The sequence below is a fragment of the Cellulophaga sp. Hel_I_12 genome (assembly GCF_000799565.1).
GTDB lineage: Bacteria > Bacteroidota > Bacteroidia > Flavobacteriales > Flavobacteriaceae > Cellulophaga.
The window spans coordinates 1,526,450-1,548,275 of the sequence record NZ_JUHB01000001.1 but is presented as its reverse complement, the minus strand read 5'-3'; the positions used below and the strand labels follow the sequence as shown (position 1 = coordinate 1,548,275).

At 35.5% G+C, this 21,826-nt stretch carries 29 protein-coding genes; 25 read left to right on the top strand and 4 right to left on the bottom strand.

Annotation, left to right across the window (positions count from 1 at the left end):
- The 24 genes from rplN (at position 1) to ctlX (ending at position 16,657) form a co-directional block, all read left to right on the top strand.
- Positions 1 to 369 (top strand): 50S ribosomal protein L14, encoded by a 369-nt coding sequence (rplN, locus tag GQ45_RS07030; protein WP_013549447.1) that lies wholly within the window; start codon positions 1 to 3, stop codon positions 367 to 369.
- Positions 370 to 384: 15 nt separating this feature from the next.
- Positions 385 to 699: a 50S ribosomal protein L24 gene (gene rplX, locus GQ45_RS07025; RefSeq protein ID WP_047416260.1), complete on the top strand. Its 315-nt coding sequence runs from the start codon at positions 385 to 387 to the stop codon at positions 697 to 699.
- Between the two features lie 2 nt (positions 700 to 701).
- On the top strand, positions 702 to 1,253 hold the full coding sequence (gene rplE, locus GQ45_RS07020; RefSeq protein WP_047416259.1) for a 50S ribosomal protein L5: 552 nt from the start codon (positions 702 to 704) through the stop codon (positions 1,251 to 1,253).
- Position 1,254: 1 nt separating this feature from the next.
- On the top strand, positions 1,255 to 1,524 hold the full coding sequence (rpsN, locus tag GQ45_RS07015) for a 30S ribosomal protein S14 (RefSeq protein ID WP_047416258.1): 270 nt from the start codon (positions 1,255 to 1,257) through the stop codon (positions 1,522 to 1,524).
- 72 nt (positions 1,525 to 1,596) lie between these two features.
- On the top strand, positions 1,597 to 1,995 hold the full coding sequence (gene rpsH, locus GQ45_RS07010) for a 30S ribosomal protein S8 (protein ID WP_047416256.1): 399 nt from the start codon (positions 1,597 to 1,599) through the stop codon (positions 1,993 to 1,995).
- A 20-nt stretch (positions 1,996 to 2,015) separates the two neighbouring features.
- Complete coding sequence (gene rplF, locus GQ45_RS07005; RefSeq protein WP_047416255.1) at positions 2,016 to 2,558, top strand: 50S ribosomal protein L6; 543 nt, start codon at positions 2,016 to 2,018, stop codon at positions 2,556 to 2,558.
- An 11-nt stretch (positions 2,559 to 2,569) separates the two neighbouring features.
- Positions 2,570 to 2,926, top strand: a complete 357-nt coding sequence (rplR, locus tag GQ45_RS07000; protein WP_047416253.1) for a 50S ribosomal protein L18 — start codon at positions 2,570 to 2,572, stop codon at positions 2,924 to 2,926.
- A gap of 6 nt (positions 2,927 to 2,932) precedes the next feature.
- Positions 2,933 to 3,457, top strand: coding sequence for a 30S ribosomal protein S5 (gene rpsE, locus GQ45_RS06995; protein ID WP_047416251.1), 525 nt, complete (start codon positions 2,933 to 2,935; stop codon positions 3,455 to 3,457).
- A 12-nt stretch (positions 3,458 to 3,469) separates the two neighbouring features.
- Positions 3,470 to 3,649 carry a 50S ribosomal protein L30 gene (gene rpmD / locus GQ45_RS06990; protein ID WP_047416250.1) on the top strand — a complete coding sequence of 60 codons (180 nt, stop codon included), beginning with the start codon at positions 3,470 to 3,472 and terminating at the stop codon, positions 3,647 to 3,649.
- A 12-nt stretch (positions 3,650 to 3,661) separates the two neighbouring features.
- A complete protein-coding gene (rplO, locus tag GQ45_RS06985; protein WP_047416248.1) occupies positions 3,662 to 4,114 on the top strand; it encodes a 50S ribosomal protein L15 in 453 nt (150 codons plus the stop codon).
- A 10-nt stretch (positions 4,115 to 4,124) separates the two neighbouring features.
- Complete coding sequence (gene secY / locus GQ45_RS06980) at positions 4,125 to 5,465, top strand: preprotein translocase subunit SecY (protein WP_047416246.1); 1,341 nt, start codon at positions 4,125 to 4,127, stop codon at positions 5,463 to 5,465.
- A 3-nt stretch (positions 5,466 to 5,468) separates the two neighbouring features.
- On the top strand, positions 5,469 to 5,684 hold the full coding sequence (gene infA / locus GQ45_RS06975; RefSeq protein ID WP_013751343.1) for a translation initiation factor IF-1: 216 nt from the start codon (positions 5,469 to 5,471) through the stop codon (positions 5,682 to 5,684).
- A 10-nt stretch (positions 5,685 to 5,694) separates the two neighbouring features.
- Positions 5,695 to 5,811 carry a type B 50S ribosomal protein L36 gene (ykgO, locus tag GQ45_RS17785; RefSeq protein ID WP_010181906.1) on the top strand — a complete coding sequence of 39 codons (117 nt, stop codon included), beginning with the start codon at positions 5,695 to 5,697 and terminating at the stop codon, positions 5,809 to 5,811.
- A gap of 2 nt (positions 5,812 to 5,813) precedes the next feature.
- A complete protein-coding gene (gene rpsM, locus GQ45_RS06970) occupies positions 5,814 to 6,188 on the top strand; it encodes a 30S ribosomal protein S13 (protein WP_047416241.1) in 375 nt (124 codons plus the stop codon).
- 107 nt (positions 6,189 to 6,295) lie between these two features.
- A complete protein-coding gene (gene rpsK, locus GQ45_RS06965) occupies positions 6,296 to 6,688 on the top strand; it encodes a 30S ribosomal protein S11 (RefSeq protein WP_047416239.1) in 393 nt (130 codons plus the stop codon).
- A gap of 104 nt (positions 6,689 to 6,792) precedes the next feature.
- On the top strand, positions 6,793 to 7,398 hold the full coding sequence (rpsD, locus tag GQ45_RS06960; RefSeq protein ID WP_047416237.1) for a 30S ribosomal protein S4: 606 nt from the start codon (positions 6,793 to 6,795) through the stop codon (positions 7,396 to 7,398).
- Between the two features lie 17 nt (positions 7,399 to 7,415).
- The gene (locus GQ45_RS06955) at positions 7,416 to 8,408 is read left to right on the top strand and encodes a DNA-directed RNA polymerase subunit alpha (RefSeq protein WP_047416235.1); all 993 of its coding nucleotides are present in this window, start codon (positions 7,416 to 7,418) and stop codon (positions 8,406 to 8,408) included.
- A 54-nt stretch (positions 8,409 to 8,462) separates the two neighbouring features.
- Positions 8,463 to 8,969, top strand: coding sequence for a 50S ribosomal protein L17 (gene rplQ / locus GQ45_RS06950; RefSeq protein WP_047416234.1), 507 nt, complete (start codon positions 8,463 to 8,465; stop codon positions 8,967 to 8,969).
- A 93-nt stretch (positions 8,970 to 9,062) separates the two neighbouring features.
- Positions 9,063 to 10,175, top strand: coding sequence for a glutamine-hydrolyzing carbamoyl-phosphate synthase small subunit (carA, locus tag GQ45_RS06945; protein ID WP_047416232.1), 1,113 nt, complete (start codon positions 9,063 to 9,065; stop codon positions 10,173 to 10,175).
- A 118-nt stretch (positions 10,176 to 10,293) separates the two neighbouring features.
- Positions 10,294 to 11,586 (top strand): phosphopyruvate hydratase, encoded by a 1,293-nt coding sequence (eno, locus tag GQ45_RS06940; RefSeq protein ID WP_047416230.1) that lies wholly within the window; start codon positions 10,294 to 10,296, stop codon positions 11,584 to 11,586.
- 138 nt (positions 11,587 to 11,724) lie between these two features.
- On the top strand, positions 11,725 to 13,266 hold the full coding sequence (locus GQ45_RS06935; protein WP_047416229.1) for a glycogen synthase: 1,542 nt from the start codon (positions 11,725 to 11,727) through the stop codon (positions 13,264 to 13,266).
- A 126-nt stretch (positions 13,267 to 13,392) separates the two neighbouring features.
- Positions 13,393 to 14,676, top strand: coding sequence for a citrate synthase (locus tag GQ45_RS06930; RefSeq protein ID WP_047416227.1), 1,284 nt, complete (start codon positions 13,393 to 13,395; stop codon positions 14,674 to 14,676).
- A gap of 106 nt (positions 14,677 to 14,782) precedes the next feature.
- Entirely contained in the window at positions 14,783 to 15,694 is a 912-nt protein-coding gene (locus tag GQ45_RS06925; RefSeq protein WP_047416226.1) for a dimethylarginine dimethylaminohydrolase family protein, read from the top strand.
- A gap of 33 nt (positions 15,695 to 15,727) precedes the next feature.
- On the top strand, positions 15,728 to 16,657 hold the full coding sequence (ctlX, locus tag GQ45_RS06920) for a citrulline utilization hydrolase CtlX (protein WP_047416224.1): 930 nt from the start codon (positions 15,728 to 15,730) through the stop codon (positions 16,655 to 16,657).
- 139 nt (positions 16,658 to 16,796) lie between these two features.
- On the opposite strand, the gene GQ45_RS06915 is transcribed toward ctlX, so the two are convergent.
- The 3 genes from GQ45_RS06915 to GQ45_RS06905 form a co-directional block, all read right to left on the bottom strand.
- Positions 16,797 to 18,221 carry an SDR family oxidoreductase gene (locus GQ45_RS06915; protein ID WP_047416223.1) on the bottom strand — a complete coding sequence of 475 codons (1,425 nt, stop codon included), beginning with the start codon at positions 18,219 to 18,221 and terminating at the stop codon, positions 16,797 to 16,799.
- 192 nt (positions 18,222 to 18,413) lie between these two features.
- Positions 18,414 to 18,839 carry a hypothetical protein gene (locus GQ45_RS06910; protein ID WP_047416221.1) on the bottom strand — a complete coding sequence of 142 codons (426 nt, stop codon included), beginning with the start codon at positions 18,837 to 18,839 and terminating at the stop codon, positions 18,414 to 18,416.
- Between the two features lie 3 nt (positions 18,840 to 18,842).
- On the bottom strand, positions 18,843 to 19,022 hold the full coding sequence (locus GQ45_RS06905; RefSeq protein ID WP_047416219.1) for a hypothetical protein: 180 nt from the start codon (positions 19,020 to 19,022) through the stop codon (positions 18,843 to 18,845).
- A gap of 108 nt (positions 19,023 to 19,130) precedes the next feature.
- Between GQ45_RS06905 and argS the strand changes: the two genes are divergently transcribed.
- Entirely contained in the window at positions 19,131 to 20,909 is a 1,779-nt protein-coding gene (gene argS / locus GQ45_RS06900; RefSeq protein ID WP_047416217.1) for an arginine--tRNA ligase, read from the top strand.
- 93 nt (positions 20,910 to 21,002) lie between these two features.
- On the opposite strand, the gene GQ45_RS06895 is transcribed toward argS, so the two are convergent.
- Positions 21,003 to 21,743: a bacteriorhodopsin-like gene (locus tag GQ45_RS06895; protein WP_047416215.1), complete on the bottom strand. Its 741-nt coding sequence runs from the start codon at positions 21,741 to 21,743 to the stop codon at positions 21,003 to 21,005.
- Between the last annotated feature and the right edge of the window lie 83 nt (positions 21,744 to 21,826).

Sequence of the window (21,826 nt, the reverse complement as noted above, 5' to 3'; positions counted from 1 at the left end):
ATGTTACAGCAAGAATCAAGATTAAAAGTAGCTGATAATACCGGGGCAAAAGAAGTTTTGACCATTAGAGTATTAGGTGGTACAAAGAGAAGATACGCCTCAGTAGGTGACAAAATAGTAGTAGCTGTAAAAGAAGCTACTCCTAATGGTACCATTAAGAAAGGTGCTGTGTCTACTGCAGTGGTGGTTAGAACCAAAAAAGAAGTAAGAAGACAAGATGGTTCTTACATTCGTTTTGATGATAACGCATGTGTTCTATTGAATCCGACAGGAGAAATGAGAGGTACACGTGTTTTTGGACCTGTGGCTAGAGAACTTCGTGATAAGCAATTCATGAAAATTGTATCATTAGCTCCAGAGGTGCTATAACATTTTATACTAAAGATGAAAAAGCTAAAAATAAAAGTAGGAGATATCGTAAGAATCGTATCTGGAGACCATAAAGGTGTAGAAGGTAAGATTATGAAGGTTGATTTTGATAAAAACAAGGCAATCGTTGAAGGGGCTAATTTGGTTTCTAAACATGAAAAGCCTAGCGCAAAAAATCCTCAAGGTGGTATCGTTAAGAAGGAGGCACTTATCCATGTTTCAAATTTATCTTTGATAGATGCAAAATCTGGTAATACTACGCGAGTAGGTTACGAGGTTAGAGATGGTAAAAAAGTGAGAATCTCTAAAAAATCTAATGAAGTAATATAGTTATGGCTTACGTTACAAGGTTAAAGACAGAATATAAGGAGCGCGTTATTGATGCGCTTAAAGAAGAGTTTGGGTATAAGAATATCATGCAAGTTCCCAAGCTAGAGAAAATTGTAGTGAGTAGAGGCGTTGGTGCTGCTGTTGCTGATAAAAAGTTAATTGATCACGCAGTAGACGAGGTGACTATGATTACTGGCCAAAAGGCGGTAGCTACAATATCTAAAAAGGATGTTGCTTCTTTCAAACTGAGAAAAGGAATGCCAATTGGTTGTAAAGTTACACTAAGAGGTGAAAGAATGTACGAGTTTTTAGATCGTTTAGTAACGAGTGCTTTGCCACGAGTTAGAGATTTTCAAGGGATTAAGGCTACGGGTTTTGATGGTCGTGGTAATTATAACTTGGGGATTACAGAGCAAATTATTTTTCCTGAGATAAATATTGATAAAATCAATAGAATAAACGGAATGGATATTACCTTTGTAACTTCTGCTCAAACAGACAAAGAGGCAAAATCATTATTAACCCAATTGGGATTACCTTTTAAAAAGAACTAGTATGGCTAAAGAATCGATGAAAGCCCGCGAGGTTAAAAGAGAAAAAACTGTAGCGAAATATGCTGAGAAGAGAAAAGCTTTGAAAGAGGCAGGTGACTACGAAGCTTTGCAAAAATTACCAAGAAATGCTAATCCAATTCGTTTGCACAACAGATGTAAATTAACTGGAAGGCCTAGAGGTTACATGAGAACATTTGGTTTGTCAAGAGTAACGTTTAGAGAAATGGCAAATCAAGGTCTTATACCAGGAGTTAAAAAAGCTAGCTGGTAAATAGAAGTAAGTTTTAATTGGTTTCAGGTTTAGTATTGAACTACTAAAAACCGTTACCGCAATTCAATACATATGATAACAGATCCAATTTCGGATTATTTAACTAGAATTAGAAATGCCAGTAGTGCTGGTCATAGAGTGGTAGAGATACCTGCTTCTAATTTAAAAAAAGAGATAACTAAAATATTATTTGAACAAGGATATATTTTAAGTTATAAATTTGAACCAAATAAGGTTCAAGGGACGGTAAAAATAGCTTTGAAATATGATAAGCTAACCAAAGAGCCGGTCATCAAAAAAATTATGCGTATTAGTAAGCCAGGTCTACGTAAGTATGCTGGTAACGCTGATTTACCAAGAGTGCTTAACGGATTGGGAATTGCAATTGTATCTACTTCTCATGGTGTAATGACAAGTAAGCAAGCTAAGCTAGAAAAAGTAGGTGGTGAAGTATTATGCTACGTTTATTAATACTATAAAGATCAAGAAAAATGTCTAGAATAGGTAATAATCCAGTAACAATCCCTGAAGGGGTTACCGTTGATATAAAAGAAGGTACTATTACTGTAAAAGGTAAATTGGGTGAATTAACTCAAGAATATAGTGCTGTTGAAATTAAGATCGAAGATGCTCAAGTTTTTGTAACAAGACCATCTGACGCTAAAGAGCATAAAGCAAAACACGGACTTTATAGATCTTTAATAAAAAACATGATAGAAGGTGTTTCTAAGGGTTGGACAAAACAATTAGAGCTTGTAGGTGTTGGTTATAGAGCTAGCAATCAAGGTCAGAAATTAGATTTGGCTTTAGGTTTTTCTCATAATATCGTTATCGATTTAGCGCCAGAAGTGCAAATCGAAACAATATCAGAAAAAGGTAAAAACCCAATTATTAAATTAACATCTTTCGACAAACAATTAGTAGGACAAGTAGCTGCAAAGATTAGATCTTTCCGTAAGCCAGAACCTTACAAAGGAAAAGGAGTTAAATTTGTTGGTGAACAATTAAGAAGAAAAGCTGGTAAGTCAGCATAATAAGTAGAATTATGGGATTATCAAAGACTGAAAGAAGACAGCGAATCAAAAGAAGAATACGTAAAGTATCATTCGGAACTGCTCAGAGACCAAGATTATCGGTTTTTAGAAGTAACAAAGATATTTACGTTCAAGTTATAGATGACAACAACGGCGTTACTTTAGCTGCGGCATCATCAAGAGATAAAGATATTGCGGGTCAAAAAGGAACAAAATCAGAAATCGCAAACTTGGTAGGTAAAGCTATCGCTGAAAAAACAAAAAAAGCAGGTGTTGAAGCTGTTGCTTTTGATAGAGGCGGTTGTTTATACCACGGTAGAGTAAAATCATTAGCTGAAGGAGCTAGAGAAGCAGGACTTAAATTCTAAATATATATGTACCAGAAATACAGAAACGTAGAAGTCGTTAAACCAGCAGGTCTTGATTTAAAAGATCGTTTGGTTGGCGTACAAAGAGTAACTAAAGTAACAAAAGGTGGTAGAGCATTTGGTTTTTCTGCAATCGTTGTTGTTGGAGATGAAAATGGTGTTGTTGGTCAAGGTTTAGGAAAGTCTAAAGAAGTTGCTACAGCTATTGCTAAAGCAATTGAAGATGCTAAGAAAAATTTGATTAGAATACCTTTAAATAAAGGAACTATACCTCACGAACAAAAAGGTAAATTTGGAGGGGCTAGAGTGTACATTCAGCCTGCTTCACATGGTACTGGAGTAATTGCTGGTGGAGCCGTTAGAGCGGTATTAGAAGCTGTTGGAGTTCATGATGTATTATCTAAATCTCAAGGATCTTCAAACCCACATAATGTTGTAAAAGCTACCTTTGATGCATTATTGCAAATTAGAGACGCTAAAACAGTTGCTACTCAAAGAGGAATTTCTCTTGAAAAAGTTTTTAAGGGATAAATTAAAGGAATTATGGCAAAAGTTAAAGTAAAACAAATTAAGAGTGCTATAAAGAAGCCTCTAAATCAGAAAAAAACTCTAGAGGCACTTGGTTTAAGAAAATTAGGACAAGTTGTAGAGCATGAAAATACGCCAAGCATTATGGGTATGATTGCTAAAGTTAATCACTTAGTTTCAACTGAGGAAGCTTAAAAATATAAGAAGATGAATTTAAATAGTTTAAAACCAGCTGAAGGTTCTACTACACGAGCGGGAAAAATAGTTGGTCGTGGTCAGGGTACTGGTAAAGGTGGTACTGCTACAAGAGGTCATAAAGGTGCTAAATCTAGATCTGGATATTCGAAAAAAATAGGTTTTGAAGGTGGTCAAATGCCATTGCAAAGACGTGTTCCTAAGTTTGGTTTTACAAACATTAACAGAAAAGATTATGCGGGTATCAATTTGGATAAATTACAGCTCCTTGTTGATAACGGTACAGTAAAAGATACTGTTAATCTTGATGTGTTGATCGAAAACAGATTCGTAGGTAAAAATGATTTGGTAAAAATATTAGGTGGTGGAGAATTAAAGGCTTCACTTAAAATATCGGCCCATAAATTTAGTGCTACTGCTAAAGCTGCGATTGAAGCTGCTGGTGGCGAGGCAATAAGTTTATAAGAACTATATTATGAAGAAATTTTTCGAGACATTATCTAATATTTGGAAGATAGAAGAATTAAAAGGTAGAATCCTTGTAACTCTTGGTTTGTTGTTGGTATATAGATTTGGAGCACAAATTGCACTTCCTGGTATAGATACTGCACAGTTAGGGGCTTTAGCTTCTGGAACGGAAAGTGGAATCTTTGGAATCTTAAATGCATTTACTGGTGGAGCTTTCGCTCAGGCATCAGTTTTTGCCTTGGGTATTATGCCTTACATTTCGGCTTCTATTGTGGTTCAGTTAATGGGTATTGCTATTCCTTACCTTCAGAAATTGCAAAAAGAAGGAGAAAGCGGTAGAAAAACAATTAATCAAATTACAAGATGGTTAACCATAGGGATATGTATCCTTCAGGCGCCTACCTATCTATTAGGATTAAGTCAATTTGGTGTTCCTGATAGTGCTTTTTTACTAGGTAAAGGATTAGATTTTATGGTACCTGCTGTCATCATTTTAGTGACTGGAACCGTATTCGCTATGTGGCTTGGTGAGAAAATCACGGATAAGGGTATTGGTAATGGAATATCATTATTAATTATGATTGGTATTATCGCTACCTTACCACAATCTTTTGCTCAAGAAGCAATATCAAGATGGACGGGTGTTGGCGGACCGATGTTGGTATTAATTGAGGTAATCATTTGGTTTGTTGTAATTCTTTTAAGTGTTTTATTGGTCATGGCAACGCGACAAATACCGGTACAATATGCACGTAGATCTGCTTCTGGCGGTTACGAGAAAGATATCATGGGATCTAGACAATACATTCCTTTGAAATTAAATGCTTCTGGAGTTATGCCTATAATATTTGCACAGGCAATTATGTTTGCGCCAGGTTTAATAGGTAAAACGTTCAACAATACCACTTGGGGATTGTGGATGGAAACCAACTTTCAAGATATGTTTGGATTGGCATATAACTTATTATTTGCGTTTTTAATCATAGTGTTTACGTATTTTTACACGGCTATTACAGTACCAACGAATAAAATGGCTGATGATTTAAAACGAAGTGGAGGTTTTATTCCGGGAATTCGTCCAGGTGCCGAAACTGGTGATTATTTAGACAAAATTATGTCTTTAATTACACTACCAGGTTCTGTATTCTTAGCGCTTCTAGCTGTTTTACCGGCAGTAGTGGTGAAGTTAATGGATGTGCAAGCAGGATGGGCCATGTTTTATGGAGGAACATCATTATTGATTATGGTTGGTGTAGCAATTGATACAGTACAACAGGTAAATTCGTATTTATTAAACCGTCATTATGATGGTTTAATGAAAACAGGTAAAAATAGAAAAGTAGCATAAGTTATGGCTAAACAGGCAGCGATAGAGCAAGATGGTAGCATTATTGAAGCATTATCAAATGCTATGTTTCGTGTGGAACTAGAAAACGGTCACGTTGTGACGGCACATATTTCTGGTAAAATGCGTATGCATTATATAAAATTACTTCCAGGTGATAAGGTAAAATTAGAAATGAGCCCTTATGATTTAAGTAAAGCAAGAATTACATATAGATATTAAGCAAAATAGGATGAAAGTTAGAGCATCATTAAAAAAGAGAAGTGCCGACTGCAAGATTGTTCGCAGAAAAGGCAGATTGTACGTAATAAACAAAAAGAATCCTAGATTTAAACAAAGACAAGGGTAATTATGGCAAGAATTGCAGGTGTAGATATACCAAAACAGAAAAGAGGGGTTATTGCTCTTACTTATATCTTCGGAGTAGGTAATAGTAGAGCTAAAGAAATATTAGCAAAGGCCCAAGTTAGTGAGGATACCAAAGTGTCAGAATGGAACGATGATGAAATTAGTCGTATTCGTGAGGCGGTATCTACTTTTACTATAGAAGGAGAACTTCGTTCTGAGACCCAATTAAACATTAAACGTTTAATGGATATTGGTTGTTACAGAGGTATTCGTCATAGATCTGGTCTTCCGTTAAGGGGTCAGAGAACCAAGAATAATTCTAGAACAAGAAAAGGGAAGAGAAAAACAGTTGCGAACAAGAAAAAAGCAACTAAATAATTAACAGACATTAGTCAATTAGTATTTGGACGTTAGAAGAATCTGCCTGAAATGTAAAAGTTTAGGATTCCAATAACTAAGAACTAACAACTAGAAACTAAAAAAGTATGGCAAAGTCAAATACAAAAACGGTAAAGAAACGTAAAGTTATTGTAGAATCGGTAGGTGAAGCTCACGTTACTGCATCTTTCAATAATATCATCATTTCTTTAACAAATAAAAAAGGTGACGTGATTTCATGGTCATCTGCAGGAAAAATGGGTTTTAGAGGTTCTAAAAAGAACACTCCTTATGCGGCCCAAATTGCTGCTGAAGATTGTTCAAAAGTAGCTCACGAGGCTGGTTTACGTAAGGTAAAAGTTTATGTAAAAGGTCCAGGGAACGGTAGAGAGTCTGCGATTCGTTCTATACATAATGCAGGAATTGAAGTAACTGAGATTATCGATATTACTCCAATGCCACATAATGGCTGTAGACCACCTAAAAGAAGAAGAGTTTAATTATATATACAATTATCCGAAAACGGATGTTTCACAGAAAGTATTGAATACGATTATCGAAGGATAAGCCTTAATTCATAATCATACTTTCAAATTTTAAGAAAATGGCAAGATATACAGGACCAAAAACAAAAATTGCTCGTAAGTTTGGCGAAGCAATCTTCGGAGATGATAAGTCTTTTGAAAAAAGAAATTTTCCACCAGGACAACACGGTAATACAAGACGTCGTGGTAAGAAATCGGAGTATGCAATCCAGTTAATGGAAAAGCAGAAAGCTAAATATACTTACGGTATATTAGAAAAGCAATTTAGAAATATTTTTGCTACAGCGAAAAGAAAAGAAGGTGTAACGGGTGAAATTTTACTTCAATTATGCGAGTCACGTTTAGATAACGTCGCTTACAGAATGGGAATATCAAACTCAAGAAGTGGCGCTAGACAATTAGTTTCCCACAGACACATTACAGTAAATGGTGAGTTGGTGAACATTCCATCTTACGTATTAAAAGCTGGAGACGTTGTAGGGGTTAGAGAAAAATCTAAATCAATTTCAACAATCCAAGATTCATTAGCTGCTAATAGTAGCGTATATGAATGGATTACTTGGAATTCTGAAAAAATGGAAGGTACTTATGTAAGTGTACCTGAAAGACTTCAGATTCCTGAGAATATCAAAGAACAATTAATCGTCGAGTTATACTCTAAATAAACAACACTGATCCAATTATGGCATTATTTAATTTTCAGAAACCCGATAAAGTTATAATGATTGATTCGACCGATTTCGAAGGGAAGTTTGAATTCCGCCCTTTGGAACCTGGTTACGGATTGACTGTTGGGAACGCATTAAGAAGAGTACTGCTTTCATCTTTGGAAGGTTTTGCTATCACTTCGGTTAGAATAGATAAAGTGGAACATGAATTTTCTGTAATCTCAGGGATTGTAGAAGATGTTACTGAAATTATTTTGAACTTAAAGCAAGTACGCTTTAAAAGACAAATAGAAGATGTTGACACTGAAACCGTATCTATTTCTGTAAGTGGAAAAAATCAGCTTACCGCTGGTGACTTCCAAAAGTTTATTTCAGGATTTCAAGTTTTAAATCCCGATTTAGTGATCTGTAACATGGATGCTAAAGTAAATTTCAACATGGAGTTGGTGATTGAAAAGGGTAGAGGTTACGTACCGGCTGAAGATAATAAGAAATCTGGAGCACCACTAGGAACAATAGCTATAGATTCTATCTTTACACCCATTAAAAATGTAAAGTATAGTATCGAGAACTTTAGAGTTGAACAGAAAACAGATTACGAGAAGTTAGTTTTCGAGATTGTTTCTGACGGTTCTATTACTCCGAAAGACGCGTTGACAGAAGGTGCAAAAGTACTTATTCATCACTTTATGTTATTCTCTGATGAGCGTATTACATTAGAAGCTGATGAAATTGCACAAACTGAAACGTACGATGAGGAGTCATTGCACATGCGTCAGTTGTTAAAAACAAAGTTAGTAGATATGGACCTTTCTGTTCGTGCGCTAAATTGTTTAAAAGCAGCAGAAGTAGATACATTAGGCGACTTAGTTTCTTTTAACAAAAATGATTTAATGAAGTTCAGAAACTTCGGTAAAAAGTCGTTAACGGAATTAGAGGAGTTAGTGATCAATAAGGGATTAAGTTTTGGAATGGACTTATCAAAATATAAATTAGATAAAGATTAATTTTACTTCTGTTAGAAGAGAAAATCTCAGATAAGGAAGAAAATAGCAATAGTAATGAGACACGGTAAAAAAGTTAATCATTTAGGTAGAAAAAAAGCACATAGAACTGCAATGCTTGCAAACATGGCTTGTTCCCTAATTGAACATAAAAGAATAAATACAACGGTGGCTAAAGCAAAAGCTTTAAAGCAGTTTATTGAGCCATTAATCACTAAGTCAAAAGCTGAAAATAATGTTTCTGCTGACAAGGGAACGCACAACAGACGTGTAGTTTTTAAAAATCTTAGAGACAAATACGCTGTTACAGAATTGTTTAGTGTAGTTTCTGAAAAAGTCGCAGATCGTCCAGGTGGATATACCAGGATTATTAAATTAGGAACGCGTTTGGGTGATAACGCGGACATGGCAATGATAGAGCTGGTTGATTTTAATGAAATCTATAACGCTTCTAAAACTCCTGCTAAGAAGACTACGAGAAGAAGTAGAGCTAAAAAAACCGACGATGCTCCAAAGGCAGACACGCCTGTAGAGAACACATCTGAAGAAAAGTCTGAAGACTAAACATATGATGATTAAGTTTAAATAATAGAAAAGGATAAGTTGAAAAGCTTATCCTTTTTTTTTGTTATTTTGTAAAACATAAGAAAAATTAAAATGAAATATCAAACTAAGAGAAAAGCATTAATTTTATTAGCTGATGGTACTATTTTTTATGGTAAGGCAGTTGGAGATAAAGAAGGAACAGCCTTTGGTGAAGTATGTTTTAATACCGGAATGACAGGGTATCAAGAAATCTTTACAGACCCCTCCTACTTTGGACAATTAATGGTCACCACAAATGCCCACATTGGTAATTATGGTACTCAAGAGGATGAAATAGAATCAGACAGCGTTAAAATAGCTGGTTTGATATGCAAAAATTTTAGTTACGACTATTCTAGGCCGGCAGCAGATCAAAGCTTAAAAGAATTTTTAGATAAAAATAATCTATTCGCTATATCCGACGTAGATACACGGGCATTGGTTAGTTATATTAGAGATCATGGTGCCATGAACGCCGTTATTTCTACAGACGTAAACGATATTGAAGCCTTAAAGCTTAAATTAAAGGCCGTGCCTAGTATGGAAGGTTTAGAACTCGCTTCAAGTGTTTCTACAAAAGAGCCATATTTTGTTGGGAATGTAGATGCAAAATTTAAAATTGCAGCCTTAGATATTGGTATAAAAAAGAATATTTTAAGAAACCTAGCCAAAAGAAATGCCTATATAAAAGTATTTCCTTATGACGCTTCTTACGCCGAAATGAAAGCATTTAGTCCTGATGGTTATTTTATATCTAACGGACCTGGGGATCCAGAGCCCTTGCAACAAGCGATACAAACAGCAAGTGATATTATTGCCAACGACGAAACCTTATTTGGAATTTGTTTAGGGCATCAGGTAATTGCATTGGCTAATGGTGTATCAACCTATAAAATGCATAACGGCCATAGAGGAATTAACCATCCGGTGATGAATTTAGTAACGGGTAAAGGCGAAATTACTTCTCAAAATCATGGCTTTGCTATAAATAGAGAAGAAACTGAAGCCAATGAAAATTTAGAAATAACCCATGTGCACTTAAATGACAAAACCGTGGCTGGTATTAAAATGAAGCATAAAAATGTCTTTTCTGTGCAATATCATCCAGAAGCTAGTCCAGGACCACATGATGCGGAATATCTTTTTGATCACTTTTTTGAAATGATTCAGAAGAAGGTGTACTAAAACGTTGTAGTTGAAATAAAGGTGAATTGTCCTATTTTTTAGGCCTTTGAAGCTGTTTTCTAAGCAGTTACTTTTGTATATTTACTATAACTATTTAATATAAATCAAATTACAATATATGAGTATCATTATTAGCGTACATGCAAGACAAATTTTAGATTCAAGAGGTAACCCAACGGTAGAAGTAGATGTTTTTACTGAAAATGGGATAATGGGAAGAGCAGCTGTTCCTTCTGGAGCATCTACTGGTGAACATGAAGCAGTGGAGCTTAGAGATGGCGGTAAGGCATTTATGGGTAAAGGTGTTACAAAGGCGGTAACTAATGTAAATATTGATATCGCTGAGGAAATTATCGGGATGTCTGTATTTGAGCAAAATTTAATTGATCAGACCATGATCGACTTAGATGGTACGCCCAACAAATCTAAATTAGGAGCTAATGCAATATTAGGTGTTTCTTTAGCGGTTGCTAAGGCGGCAGCAGAAGAATTAGGGATGCCTTTGTATCGTTATATCGGTGGTGTTAGCGCTAATACCTTGCCTGTTCCAATGATGAATATTATTAATGGTGGATCGCATTCTGATGCCCCAATTGCTTTTCAAGAATTTATGGTAATGCCTGTTAAAGCAACATCATTTTCACATGCCATGCAGATGGGTACTGAAATTTTTCACCACCTAAAAAAAGTATTACACGACAGAGGTTTAAGCACAGCTGTAGGTGATGAAGGTGGTTTTGCACCTAATTTAGCAGGTGGTACAGAAGATGCTTTAGATACGATAGCGAAGGCTGTAGCAAAGGCGGGTTATACTTTAGGTGATGACGTCATGATTGCTTTAGATTGTGCGGCAGCAGAATTTTACGAGAACGGGAAATACGATTATACCAAATTTGAAGGAGATAAAGGCGTTATTAGAACGTCAGAAGAGCAAGCACAATATTTAGCTGATTTAAGTGCGAAATATCCTATTATCTCTATCGAAGACGGTATGGATGAAAACGATTGGGATGGCTGGAAATCTTTAACAGATAAAATCGGTGATAAAGTACAATTGGTTGGTGATGACTTGTTCGTAACCAACGTAGAGCGTTTGTCAAAGGGAATAGAGCGAGGAATTGCAAATTCGATCCTGATAAAAGTAAACCAAATAGGTACCTTGACCGAAACTATCGCAGCTGTAAATATGGCTAAAAATGCAGGGTATACTTCTGTCATGTCGCATCGTTCAGGTGAAACAGAAGATACGACTATTGCTGATTTAGCGGTAGCCTTAAATACGGGGCAAATTAAAACAGGTTCAGCATCAAGATCAGATCGTATGGCGAAGTACAATCAATTATTGAGAATAGAAGAGGAATTAGGTAGTGTGGCTTACTACCCACAAGGAGCTGCTTTTAAATTAAAATAGTTTTTATGTTAAATTATTAAGCCTTTCTTTAAATAGAAAGGCTTTTTTTTTGATGATTTTTTATTTTTTCTGTTATGGAATAAATTTATTGGCTATATTATACTTTTAAATACATACAATTCAAACAACATAAACTTTATGAATAATTTTCTTTTTGTTGCTGCTGAGAATGACGCTATTCCTAAATGTAAAGCAGGAGGTATGGGCGACGTGGTAAGAGATGTCCCTCGACAAATTTCAGAACGAGGCGATAGCGCACATATTGTGGTTCCTTCCTATTCAAGACTTCATACGAATGGTGAATTCATAATGAACCTAGAATTTAATTTAAGAGGCTTAACATATACGGCAGAACTTTATAAAGTAAAACCTAAAAAGGAGTTTGATAACTTAACACATTATGTAATTCACCATCCGGAGATTGAAGCTGGCGATATTGCACATATTTACCACAATGATCCTAAAGAGCCTTTTTTTACGGATGCTATTAAATATTTTATTTTTTGTACCGCGGTGGCTCAGGCAGTGAAACAAAATGCATTTGGTACCGTAGATATTGCACATTTACATGATTGGCATTCGAGTTTGTTATTGTATTTAAGAAAATATCATCCTGAGTTTTCAATTTTAAAACAAATTAGGTTTGTGTACACAATTCACAACCTCGCTATTCAAGGGATTAGGCCTTTTCATGATAATTATTCATCCATTCAGAACTGGTTTCCAGGAATCCCTATTGATTATGAAAATTTAAGAGATTATAGGTATCAAGATTGTATTAATCTCATGGCGGTAGGTGTTCGCTTTGCTGATGCCGTGCATACGGTTTCGCCCTCTTATAAAGAGGATATTATGCTTCCTAGTCGCCCTCCGGAATTCATTGGAGGCGAAAACTTAGAGGAAGATTTAAAAATAGCAGATCAAGAGGGTAGACTTTTTGGTATTTTAAATGGCTCTAATTATAATAATATAAGGGCAGCAGAAACTGGCAAACTATATCGAAATACGGTTAAAGCACTTTTTGGATGGCTTCAAGAAGAGGATAAAAAGTATAAATCAGATTTTTTAGCGCATACGGGTGAAAAAATAATGGAATATGTAGATAAAAGGCCTGAATTTATTGTGTCAAGTGTTGCTAGGCTCACAGAACAAAAGTTTTATTTTATCATGCATAATCCAGAAGCTTTTATTGCCATTTTAAATAAGCTTGAAAAGGTAAATGGAATTTTTATGTTGCTAGGTACAGGAGCTCCTGAATATGAAGAAGTGTTTCGGAAAATCAGCTATGAACAAAAGAATTTTATATTTACGAATGGTCAATCAGAAGACCTTATCGACAGTATTTATCTAGAATCAGATTTGTATTTTATGCCAAGCCTTTTTGAGCCTTGTGGTATAAGTCAAATGTTGGCCATGCGTAATGGTGTTCCATGTTTAGTGCATCACACTGGAGGTTTAAAAGATACCGTAAAACATTTAGAAACTGGATTTTCTTTCGACGGAAAAACAACCGATGAAAAAATCAAGAATATGGTAGACTCTTTCGATTTAGTCTTGGACATATTTCACAAGGACAAAGTCAAATGGAATAAAATTAAGGCAAATGCAAAGAAGGAGCGTTTTACTTGGCAAAAGTCTTTAGATGACTATTATAAACTACTATATGCAATAACGGTATAGCTCAGGTTTTGGTTCAACTACTGCTAAAAATTAACTTTTGTTAATATTAAGATAAATGATTTTTTGGAATTGTTAATCGTATTGCTTTTCCTTAAATTTACGAGGTATAAAACGTAATTATAACACATGTCAGAAAAAGCTACATTAGAATACAACGGAAACAAATATGAGTTTCCAGTGATAAAAGGTACAGAAGAAGAAATAGCGATTGATATTAAAGAGTTGCGATCAGCTACTGGAATGATAACCATAGATCCAGGATATAAAAATACGGGCTCTTGCGAGAGTGCCATTACTTTTTTGGATGGTGAAAAAGGAATTCTTCGTTACAGAGGATACGCTATTGAAGAATTAGCTGAAAAAGCTGATTTTTTAGAAGTAGCGTTCTTACTCATTTTTGGGGAATTACCAACTAGTGAGCAATTGACTAAGTTTCATTCAGATATTAAAGCACAGTCTATCGTTGATGAAGACATGCGTAAAATCGTAGATGCTTTTCCCAAATCGGCACATCCGATGGGAGTTATTGCATCACTTACCAGCGCATTAACCGCTTTTAACCCTTCTTCAGTAAACGTGAGTTCTGAGGAGGAAATGTATAAAGCGATCTGTAAAATTTTAGGTAAATTCCCAGTTCTTGTAGCATGGACATTCCGTAAAAAGAACGGCTTACCCCTAGATTATGGGGATAAAAACTTAGGCTACGTTGAGAACATACTTAAAATGATGTTTAAGCAGCCTAATGAGGATTACAAATCCAATCCCATCGTGTTAAATGCTTTAGATAAGCTATTGATACTTCATGCTGACCACGAACAAAACTGTTCCACATCAACGGTACGTATCGCAGGATCCTCTCATGTTGGTTTATTTGCTTCCCTTTCTACAGGAATTTCTGCCCTTTGGGGTCCTTTACATGGAGGTGCAAACCAAGCAGTTCTAGAAATGCTTGAAGGTATTCATTCAGATGGTGGTGATTCAAAAAAGTATATGGCTAAAGCCAAAGACAAAGATGATCCGTTTAGATTAATGGGTTTTGGACACCGAGTGTACAAAAATTTTGATCCAAGAGCAAAAATCATAAAAAAAGCAGCTGACGAAGTATTAGGAGATTTGGGCATCAAAGATCCAATTTTAGATATTGCACAGGTTTTAGAAAAAGAAGCCTTGGTTGATCCCTATTTTGTAGATAGAAAATTATATCCTAACGTAGATTTTTATTCTGGAATCATATACCGTGCTTTAGGAATACCTACCGATATGTTTACGGTAATGTTCGCTTTAGGTAGATTACCAGGTTGGATCGCGCAATGGAGAGAAATGCGCCTTAATAATGAACCTATTGGTCGCCCAAGACAAGTATATATTGGCGAAACGGTAAGACCTTTTGTTTCTTTAGATAAAAGATAGCATGTGATTTTGTTACTACAAGCTGCCTTTTTATAAAAAGGCAGCTTGTTGGTTTAAAAAACTTCGTAATATTAAAAATAGCTGCATCTTTGCAGTAAAATCTTGTATGCTTCAGCTAAATATTAAAAACGAAACAGACACCTTAAAAGCTGTTATCTTAGGAACCGCTGAAAGCTGTGGACCAACTCCAAAAGCTGAAGATGCGTATGATCCTAAATCATTAGAGCATATCCTTGCTGGTACATATCCTTTAGAAAAAGATATGGTAAAAGAAATGGATGCTTTTGAAAAGGTTTTGAAAAAGTATAATGTTCAGGTTTTTCGACCCAAAGTACTTAAAGATTGTAACCAAATATTTTCACGAGACATTGCATTTGTCATTGATGACTTTTTGTTTAAAGCGAACATATTACCAGATCGGGAAGAAGAGTTTTTGGCCATACAGCATATTCTCGAAGAAATACAACCGCACAAAATTATTCACTTGCCGGAAGCAGCACATATTGAAGGTGGTGATGTCATGCCTTGGAATGACTATATTTTCATTGGTACCTACACAGCAGAAAATTATTCACATCATATTACGGCAAGAACCAACAGTATTGCTGTTGAACACATTAGATCCCTGTTCCCTACTAAAATTATAAAATCTTTTGAGTTGCGCAAGTCAACCAATGCCAAAGAAAATGCACTACATCTAGACTGTTGTTTTCAGCCTATCGGAAAAGGAAAAGCCATACTTCATAAAAACGGATTTTTAATTGAGGAGGAATATGACTGGCTGGTTAATTTTTTTGGGAAGGACAATATTTTTGAAATTGACAGTGATGAGATGTACCAGATGTTCAGCAATGTTTTTTCTATTTCGCCAGAAGTTATCGTCTCAGAACAAAATTTCACGCGATTAAATAATTGGTTAAGAGCTAATAAATTTACCGTAGAAGAAATACCCTATGCTGAAATAGCAAAACAAGAAGGCTTGTTGCGTTGCAGCACCATGCCTTTAATTAGACAATAATAAACACGTACTTTTTTTAACCTTTGGGGATATATGCAAACAACCAATTCTATTTTAATGATCAGGCCCGTTAGTTTTCGAATGAATGAGCAAACGGCTGTCAATAATTATTTTCAGGAAGATTTAAATATTATACAAACTGAAATCAATAGCAAGGCACAAAGCGAATTTGATACATTTGTTGCAGTTTTGAAAGCAAAAGGTATTGACGTTATGGTGGTTGATGATACTAAAAATCCAGACACCCCAGATTCAGTTTTTCCAAATAATTGGATTTCTTTTCATGAAGATGGTACCGTAGGTTTGTTTCCTATGTTTGCCGAAAACAGAAGAGATGAACGTCGTGAAGACATCTTAGATATTATAGAAACACATGGCTTTGAAATATCGAATGTGGTGGACTATACTTCGGCAGAAGAAGAAGGTTTTTTCTTAGAGGGTACCGGTAGTATTGCTTTAGATCGCACCAATAAAAAAGCCTACTGCGCTTTATCTGAACGCGCAGACGAAGAATTATTTATTGAGTTTTGTGAAGATTTTGATTATTTCCCTGTTATTTTTACGGCGAACCAATCCGTTGATGGTAAAAGAATGCCGATATACCATACCAATGTAATGATGTGTATCGGTGAAAACTTTGCCGTAATTTGTCCAGATACGATCGACAATAAAAAAGAACGTAAAATCGTGTTAGATCACTTAAGTCATGATGGTAAAGAAATCATCAGAATTTCTGAATCTCAAATGCATCAATTTGCAGGGAATATGTTGCAGGTTTTGGGTAAAAACAACAAGCCTTATTTAGTCATGAGTTCTTCGGCCTACAACAGTCTTCATCCAGAACAAGTGAAAAGTATCACAAAGCATTGCGAAATACTACATAGCTCTTTAGAAACTATTGAAACTTGTGGTGGAGGCAGCGCGCGCTGTATGATGGCAGAAGTATTCTTGCCTAAAAAATAATTAAACCTTGAAAATGACGAATTAAACATGTGGAATACATAAAGCTAATCTTGGAGAATGAATAGTTCAAATCGACAGCATCTTGAAAGCTCATTAATGTTAAGCTTTTTTCATTTTTAACCTGCCATTTTCAATTGTTTCAGCTATTAGCAATTCCGCGAATCATACCTCCAAAAATAAAATAATGAAAGGGAACTATACTGTACCAGTAAAGTCTACCGCGTAAGCCTCTAGGTCTAAACGTAGCAGTTTGGTGGAGTACATTATGTTCGTCAATTCTAAATTCTAACCAAGCTTCTCCTGGCAGCCTCATTTCGGCAAAAAGCAGTAAGCGTTTCTCTTTTTTATCGGCCAAAAGCACACGCCAAAAATCTAAGGCATCGCCAGCATATATTTTGTTAGAATGGGTTCTCCCTCTTCGCAAGCCAACACCCCCTGATATTTTATCGAGTAAGCCTCGTATTTTCCAGAGCCAATTTCCATAATACCAACCAGTTTCTCCGCCAATTTTCCAAATATTTTGTAGTACCCGCTCAGGATCTGAAATTTTCAAGGTTTTGGTATCGGTCAACACGCCAAATTTAGGTACCTGAATAAACTTAGCTAAGTTTTTTTGAAATCGACCGCTGACCATACTGTCTTTCCAGCTACTTACCACTAGGTTTTGTTCTATTTTTTTAAAGGCCATGTCAATAGCTTCGCGATACGAGTAGGGTTCTATGCCTAAAATTTCTTGAAGTCTTTTATCTTTAGCCACCACCTCCATTTTCATGCTGTCTACTAAGTTAGCGGCTAACTTGTAGGAGGTTGAGGTAACGAAGTATAACCAGTACGAAGAAAGTTTAGGCGTCATCACTGGGACAGTTACAATCCAATTTTTAAACCCTCTAGCGGCCGCATATTGGTGTAACATTTCTTTATACGTCAATACATTCGGACCGGCAATATCAAAGGAGTCATTATAGGTTTTCTCGTTTCCTAAAACACCGGTTAAAAAGCTCATGACATCTCTAATGGCAATAGGTTGTGTTTTAGTGAGCACCCATTTTGGCGTAATCATAAACGGCAATTTTTCGCATAAGTCCCTTATAATTTCAAAAGAAGAACTACCAGATCCGACTATAATTCCAGCTCTTAATACCGTTAATTTAAAGCTACCCTGGTATAAAATATCTTCTACATTTTTTCTTGAACTTAAGTGTTTTGACAGTTTTTCATCATTGACAATTCCACTTAAATAGATGACTTGGGTAACATTAGTTTGTGCCATGTACGCATTAAAAGTATGTGCTGTTTGAGCTTCCTTTTTATCAAAATTTTGCGTTGAAGAGCTCATGGAGTGGACTAAAAAATACGCTACATCTATATCTTTAGGTATTTTATTTTCGGCTACAGGCTCAAGAAAGTCGATCTCAACGATGCTTATTTGCGCTCGTGTTTCTTTATCAACTGAGAGTCTGGTTTGATCGCGAACTAGGCAAATAACTTCGTGTCCAAGTTCAAGTAGTTGGGGTAATAACCGCATCCCGATATACCCATTTGCACCTGTAAGCAATATTTTCATCTGTTGAAATTTATTTGTTTTTAAATGCCAAAATATCACTCAAATTAAGGCTGATGTGTATTCGACATTTTAAATGTACGTGTTGTCGACTATTGCTCCAAGGTAATTGATCTTTATCTATTTTTTTGATCCGTTGATTTAAATCATATCAAAGGATACAGCATTGTTTATTCGAATGCCGACAGGAGATTTTTATAAATCAGCTATGGAAGTTGGCGCATTGTCAGCTTTGTAATCTAGAATCTTTTTAAAAAACTTTTGAATGGCTTTCGTGTCCGATTTAACTTTAATAAAGTAATGATCTCTGTAAATAGAATATACAGCAGCGTCTCCTTTGTAAATGGTTAATTTATAAAACGGAATGATCAAAGCATATGATTCTAAACGGGACCTAAACCCCACAATAATTCCTTTTGGTCGTAGTTCAATATTGCAAACACTAGTGTTATTGTCTAAAATCAACAAATTGTGAATTTCCACACTGGTTTGGGTAATAAAAAGCTTTGGCGAACCAATGCCATTCATTTTCCAACGTTCTTTTAAAGTAAAGGGTTTACCTAATTCTTCATCAATTTTTCTAGAAACATCCTTGTCGTGATGAGATACATTAAGAAGCATAAATTAAAATTTTCTATTTACAGGTACTTTTTTACCATCCACCCGTTGCGCCAGCAGTTGTGCTTTGTTCGGTGAATCATCATCGTTGTCATTAGGGTTTATAAGATTTTTAAAGGCAACCCATATAATTTGGATAGCCTTCTTAAAAGAATTCAATTGATTTTCTTCCTGATAATTTAGCATTTGCAAGTTTTTCTTATAAAGTTAAACAAATACAGCGGTATTAGTTCTTAATGTAATATTAAAAGCACAAAAAATGATTAGTTTTGCAGCCTTATAAGTCCATTTACTATGAATATTCAAGACCTTTTAGAAGTTAAAGTTAAAGAAGCTGTTTTAAACGTATTTCAAGCTAGCCTACCAACCGTGGAGTTTCAACCTACTCGAAAAGATTTTGAAGGTGATATTACTGTTGTTGTTTTTCCCATGCTTCGCGTGGTCAAAGGAAATCCAGTGCAGATAGGAGAACAAATTGGCAATTATTTGGTGGCTGAAGTTGAAGAGATCATTGCTTTTAATGTAATTAAGGGATTTTTGAATTTAGTGATAAGTGATGGGTTTTATCTTGCTGAATTTCTTGAAATGAAGCATGATAGGTCTTTTGGACATATAAAAACAAAAGAAAATGATGCTGTAATGGTAGAATATTCTTCGCCAAATACAAATAAGCCTTTGCATTTAGGACATATTCGAAATAACTTATTAGGGTATTCAGTGGCAGAAATTTTAAAAGCTGCCGGTAAAAAAGTGTATAAAACTCAGATTATAAATGATCGTGGTATCCATATTTGCAAAAGTATGTTGGCATGGCAGAAATTTGGTGCAGGAGAAACCCCGAAATCTACTGGATTAAAAGGGGATAAATTAGTTGGGAATTACTACGTAGCTTTTGACAAGGCCTATAAGAAAGAAATAGCAGTTTTAGTTGAAAAGGGAATCGATAAAGCTATTGCGGAAAAAGAAGCCCCTATTTTACAAGAAGCCCAACAAATGCTTTTAAAATGGGAGGCGGGTGATGAAGAGGTGGTGGGCCTTTGGAAACAAATGAACCAATGGGTTTACGATGGTTTTGCTGTAACCTATAAAAATTTAGGAGTAGATTTTGATACTTTATATTATGAAAGCGACACCTATCTATTAGGTAAAGATGTGGTTGCAGCGGGTTTAGAAAAAGGAGTTTTTTTTAAGAAAGACGATCATAGTGTATGGATAGATTTAACCGATGATGGCTTGGATGAAAAAATAGTACTGCGATCTGATGGTACTGCGGTATATATGACGCAAGATATTGGTACTGCAATTCAACGTGTAAAAGATTATCCTGATGTTGGTGGTATGGTTTATACGGTCGGAAATGAGCAAGATTACCATTTTAAAGTCTTGTTTTTAATTCTCAAAAAATTAGGCTTCTCGTGGGCAGATAATTTATTTCATTTGAGTTATGGCATGGTAGATTTACCTAGTGGTAAAATGAAAAGTAGAGAGGGTACGGTCGTCGACGCTGATGATTTAATGGCAGATATGACCGCCACTGCAGGGAATATTTCGGAGGAACTTGGCAAGCTCGAAGGTTACTCAGCAAAGGAAAAAGAAGAATTATACCAAATTATTGGCTTGGGAGCTTTAAAATATTATATACTCAAGGTGGATCCTAAAAAGCGAATTTTATTTAACCCTGAAGAATCTGTTGACTTTCAAGGAAATACAGGTCCATTTATTCAATATACTTATGCTAGAATTCAGTCTATTTTAAGAAAAGCTACCGACTTAAATTTGTCTGACGATCCTTTACCGACAGAATTACATCCAAAGGAAAAGGAATTATTAAAGCAACTGCAAGGGTACCCTGAGACCATTCAATTGGCTGCAGCGAATTACAGTCCAGCCTTGATTGCAAATTACACCTATGATTTGGTCAAGGAATTTAATTCATTCTACCAAAACGTCTCTATTTTAGGGGAAGAAGATCAACTTAAAAGAGTGTTTAGGATTCAATTATCTCAAAAAGTAGGAGAGGTTATTGCATCGGCCTTTAAATTATTAGGTATTAAGGTGCCCGATCGGATGTAATGTGGCGCTAAAGTAATTTAATTTTAAAATAAAAAAAGACCGCCATCTGGCGGTCTTTCTCTTTGGAATTAGTTTTGCAAAAGCAAAAAACACTTATGCTTTTTCTGATTTAGAAGCTACTGCAGCTGCGTAAACCACAAGACCAAATCCAATTTTGTTAATGGCATCACCAATGTTATAGATAACATCCATATTTAAGCCCCATGTACCTACTGCATCATACCATCCTGGAGTACCAGCCATATATCCTAAAGGATAAATAGCCCATCCTACTAGTACAAACCAGCATAAGGTTTTGTGCGCTTTTAATACAGCTCCACCAGCAGATTCTGCTAATTTTTTTGCACTACCGAACCAAATCTCATATACAATGTAGAAATAAGCCACACCTGAGAAAAAGCCCCATAAAGCTGGACCAGTTCCTGTAGTAAAGATTGCCTCTCCAGCATATCCAGTTACTAACATCACAACAGAAGCTAAAATTAATTTCCACATTAAGGAAGGCTTAGCACCCGCTACCTTTAATATCAGATAAAACTCAACACACATTAATGGAACGGTAAGAACCCAGTCTACATATCTGAAAAATGTAGGAGATTCACCAACTACTGCCCAATAATCTCTCATGTACCAGTAGTGTACAGCAGCAATAAAAGTAATGATACCAGAAATTAGTATCGAAGTTTTCCATTTTCTATCAAAATCATTCATAGAGAAAAAGAAAAAGGCCGATGCGGCCATCATAGCCATACACCCTACAAAAAAGGTAAAGCCAACATAATCGTCAGTAGCCATTTTGGATACCAAGGAAATTGAATTTAAAAAATGTACCATAGTTGTTTTTTTTAGATTAATTTTGTTTAATTATAATCCTACAAAGTTAAACAAAAATTGTTTAAAAAAAAAGGGTAAAATTT